The organism is Haloferax sp. s1 (assembly GCF_058382125.1).
Genome location: NZ_JBZRPK010000406.1, coordinates 1 through 4,257 on the forward strand (window position 1 = coordinate 1; position 4,257 = coordinate 4,257).

Annotated in this window: 4 protein-coding genes; 1 reads left to right on the plus strand and 3 read right to left on the minus strand. The window is 63.0% G+C overall.

Translation table 11 applies throughout. The annotated features are described in order from the left end of the window. The coding region (locus QT222_RS05340) for a DNA ligase LigA-related protein (protein WP_491476543.1) at positions 1 to 335 on the minus strand (335 nt) is incomplete at its 3' end. Positions 336 to 479: 144 nt separating this feature from the next. On the opposite strand from QT222_RS05340, the gene QT222_RS05345 reads away from it, so the two are divergent. Then, positions 480 to 1,658: a pyridoxal-phosphate-dependent aminotransferase family protein gene (locus QT222_RS05345; RefSeq protein WP_004058877.1), complete on the plus strand. Its 1,179-nt coding sequence runs from the start codon at positions 480 to 482 to the stop codon at positions 1,656 to 1,658. Between the two features lie 216 nt (positions 1,659 to 1,874). On the opposite strand, the gene QT222_RS05350 is transcribed toward QT222_RS05345, so the two are convergent. Further along, on the minus strand, positions 1,875 to 3,227 hold the full coding sequence (locus QT222_RS05350; RefSeq protein WP_004058879.1) for a cytochrome P450: 1,353 nt from the start codon (positions 3,225 to 3,227) through the stop codon (positions 1,875 to 1,877). Between the two features lie 66 nt (positions 3,228 to 3,293). After that, a complete protein-coding gene (locus QT222_RS05355; protein ID WP_491476544.1) occupies positions 3,294 to 3,947 on the minus strand; it encodes a helix-turn-helix domain-containing protein in 654 nt (217 codons plus the stop codon). Positions 3,948 to 4,257 lie beyond the last annotated feature (310 nt).

Here is a 4,257-nt window from a genome sequence, read left to right on the forward strand (position 1 = left end):
CTCTGGTCGCTAGAGAGCATGGGCGCGACGTGTTCGACCGTCTCCAGCGCCTCGATGGGTTCGCCGCCGACGCGACTCGTCGGACTGTTCGTCGTATCGAGGTCGAAGGTGCCTTCGAGCGCGACGAGTCGGGAGAAGAGCGCGTCGTAGGCCGCGTCGGAGATGAGTGGCTCGGCCTCGACGTAGTATCGGTGGTCGTGTTCGCGGATGGCCTCGCGAAGGAGTTCCGCTTGCGACTCGGCCTCCTCGCGAGAGAGCGTTTCGGCGTCTTCGAAGTCGGTCGGCGGGTCGCGGAGATAGGGGTTCGACTCGGCGTCGACGTCGGCGCTGGTCATTGTTAGTGTGGTCGAACTACCGGGGGGTAAACACACCGACCGGGGGCAGGTACCGACCCAATGTACCTCGTGTCAGCACTCGCACCAACGGCATCCTTTGCGGAGACCCGCGAACCTTATCAGGGGAGAGCGTGAGGTCGAACCATGGCAGAGGACTTCCTCCTCTTGAACCCCGGTCCGGTACCGGTCACCGACGAAGTGCTCGACTCGATGTCCGAGCCAATGGTGTCTCACCGGTCGGCCGACTTCGAAGCGGTGTACGAGCGTGCACAGAACGCTCTGGACTACATCTTCACCAACTCGACGCGCTCCGGAGCGTCTACCGCCGAGGAGGGAACGTCTCTCATCTTCAACGGAACCGCGACGATGGGCATGGAAGCCGCCGTCGCCAACCTCGTCGGAGACGGCGGGAACGTCGTCTCGCTCGTCAACGGGAAGTTCGGTCGTCGGTTCGCCCGCATCGCGGACCGCTACGCCGACGTGACCCGCGTCGAAGTCGAGTGGGGCGAGTCCATCCCCGTTGACGCCGTCGAGGAAGCCGTCACCGACGACACCGACGTGGTCACGATGGTCCACAACGAGACCTCGACGGGTCTCCTCAATCCCGCGGAAGCGGTCGGCGAAGTCGCTAAGGCCCACGACGCCACCTTCGTGGTCGACGGCGTCACGTCCATCGGCGGCGACGAGTTCAAAATCGACGACTGGAACGTCGACATCGCCATCACCGACTCCCAGAAGGCGCTCGCCGCGCCGCCGGGGGTCAGCGCGATGTACGTCACAGAGCGCGTGAAAGACCGAATCGACGGTGAGGCCGCGCCGTTCTACGAGGACCTCGACTGGCACCTCCGGAAGGCCGAACAGCACCAGACGCCCTTTACGAGTGCCGTCCCGCTCTTTCGAGCGCTCGCCGTCGCGGTCGAAGACATCGCCGAAGAGACGATGCCGACGCGTATCGAGCGTCACCGCCAGCAGTCCGCCGCGTTCCGCGCGGGCTTTCAGGCGATGGGTCTCGAACTCTTCGCCAACCCGGAGGGTGAGACGGAACTCTCGAACACGCTCACCGCGGTTTCGCTCCCCGAAGAAGTGTACGGCGACGACGCCGACGAGTTCTTCGACGGCGTGACCGAACGGAACGTCAGCATCTCCGGCGGGCAGGCCCACCTCGGTGGGCAAATCTTCCGCGTCTCGAACATGGGTGGACTCGAACCCGAACACATCGTGCGCGGGGTCCGAACTGTGGGCGAGGCGATGGCCGACGCGGGCGTCGATGTCGATGTCGAGGCTGGCGTCGAAGCCGCGGAAGCCGAACTCGCCGAAGAATAGTCGCGATACGAAAGGTACTCAGGTTTTTTGTTGCCGGCCCCCGCGGAGGGGGAGCGACGGTGGACGGGGCGGGCGGGGGCCGCAACGGCTACCGAGGGGGGGCAGGGTCGGGGGGGGTGGTGGGGGGGGGGGGGGGGGGTGGTGGTGGGGGAGGTGCGGTTGTGTAGTGGGAGTTGTGGTGATTGGTGAGTGTGGAGGTTGTTGGCGACGGTGGCGTTACCGACGATTGACGACCATCTCGACGGTACCCTCGGGGCGGAGGGTAATCGAGGGGTCGAATTCGAGTTCGTGGGTCGGGTCGACGGTCCACGACTGCGCAATCGTCGCGAGTGCGAGGCGCGCTTCGAGGAGCGCGAACCGGTCACCGATACAGCGGCGCGGACCGCCACCGAACGGGAAGTACGCGAACTTCGGCAGGTCGCGCTTGAACTCCTTCGTCCACCGACTCGGGCGGAACTCGAGCGGGTCGTCGTAGAACCGGGGGTCGCGGTGGATGACCCACTGCTGGGCCGACACCGTCTGACCCGGTTCGATGTCGTAGCCGCCGATGGTATCGGGTTCGGCGGCTTCGCGGACGAGTTCCCAGACGGGCGGGTAGATGCGCATCCCCTCAGTGATGACCTGCTCGGTGTACGTCATGTCGTCGAGGTCGGTGAACGTGGGACTGTCGCCGTCGAGGACGCTGTCGAGTTCGTCGCGGAGGGTGTCAGCCTGCTCGGGATTGGTGCCGAGGAGGTGGAGCGTGTAGGTAAGCGCGAGCGCCGTCGTCTCGTGGCCGGCGAGCAGGATGGTGACCAACTCGTCTCGAATCTGCTTGTCCGGAAGCGGGTTGCCGTCGTCGTCGCGGAAGGTCAACAGAAGCGAGACGATGTCGTTCGACTCGGGGTCGAGTTCGCCCTCCCTGTGCTCCTCGACGATGCGGCCGACGACCTCGGTGAGGTCTTCGAGCGCCTGCTTGTACCGGCGGTTGCGCGGGGTCGGGACCCACTGCGGCACGTCGACGGGGCGACGCATCGAAGTCGACGAGTAGTCCATGACGGTTTCGAGCGCGTCACCGACGGCCGATTCCTCTTCGCGGATGTCCACGTCGAAGAGCGTCTTGGCGGCGATTTCGACCGTGAGGCTCATCATGTCCTCGTGGATGTCCCGCGTCTCGCCGTCTTCCCACGACGACAGCATCCGTTCCGTGTACTCGACCATTATCTCGCTGTACCGCTTGAGCATCTGCGGGAAGAACGCCGGCTGCATCAGGTGGCGCTGCTGCCGCCAGAACTCGCCTTCGCTGGTGAGAAGACCTTCGCCGAGCACCGTCCCGAGCGAATCCTGGAAGAGTTCGCCCTTGATGTACCGCTGGTTCTCCTGAACGAGGACGTGTTCGGCGAGTTCGGGGTCGCTCACCTGATAGAACGAAATACCGCCGATGTCGTATTCGGCGACCGGACCGTGTTCACGGGCGACATCGGTGATGAACTCGAGCGGGTCGTCCGCGTACTGGAACGTGTTCTGTACCACTGGCACGCCAGACGGGCCTGGGGGTTGTTCGCGGCGTTTCTGCGGTGCTTCTGACATACTTATTGGTACGGGCTACTCCCGAATGGGGTTGCTGCCGATGCCCGCCGGCCCTTTATATAGTGGCTACCTAAGTTGGGTCAGTACTCTCGATTCCACCTTGCGGAGATGTTCGGAGACGGTACTCGGCGAACACTCGAGTTCGGTGGCGAGTTCTTCGATAGAAATCTGCCGCGGAATGTCGTAGTAACCGCTTTCGACGGCGGTTTCGAGGACTTCCCGCTGGCGGTGGGTGAGCTCGGCGCGCACGCCATTTCGCACCGGTTCGTAGTCCGAAAGTCCCTCGACGCAGAAGGCGTCCGTGAAGGATTCCGGCAGTGACGAGACGGCACCGGTGAGCTGTGTGTGATTCCCGAGGACGTTGACGACGACGCCATCGTGGGTGAGTCGAATCGGGGTGTCGAGTAACAGGTCGTGTTCGTCGACGAGTTCGAGCAACCGTCGCACGTCATCGTTGGGGACGAGGTGGACGTGGCACACGACGCCACCATCGGAAGTTTCCCCAACGTCGAAATCGACGATATCGGGGTGTTCATCGAGTCGAGACTCGATATCCGGTGGTGCGTTCTCGAGAATACACAGCTCGACGACAGTTCCGTCGGGCCGGAGACGGAGGTCGCGCAACTCGCCGCACGGCCGCTGACCTTCGACGGTAAACAGGTCGTAGGGGCTCCCGAACGGGTTTTCTTCGTTGTCGAAGTGAGCCCGGAGACACTTCATATAACTGCACTCATGCGCGCGAGCGTATGCAATTTACTGTCCGGAAATAGACAATGTCCTGAATAAACTCTCATAATGTGTGTTATTTTTAAATACATTCTATTCAGGTGACAATGTTCCAAATACGCTCTCGATTCGGCTGAAATCCTGACGTGGGCAACGCTTGCCGTAACTGACGGTTATTCATCTGTACAGAATTATGCACCACGTACATGACCAGAGGTTTCCGCACTCGCGGTCTCCACGCCGGGCAGGACCCCGACCCGGCGACAGGGGCCCGCGCCCCGCCACTCTACCAGACTACGTCGTA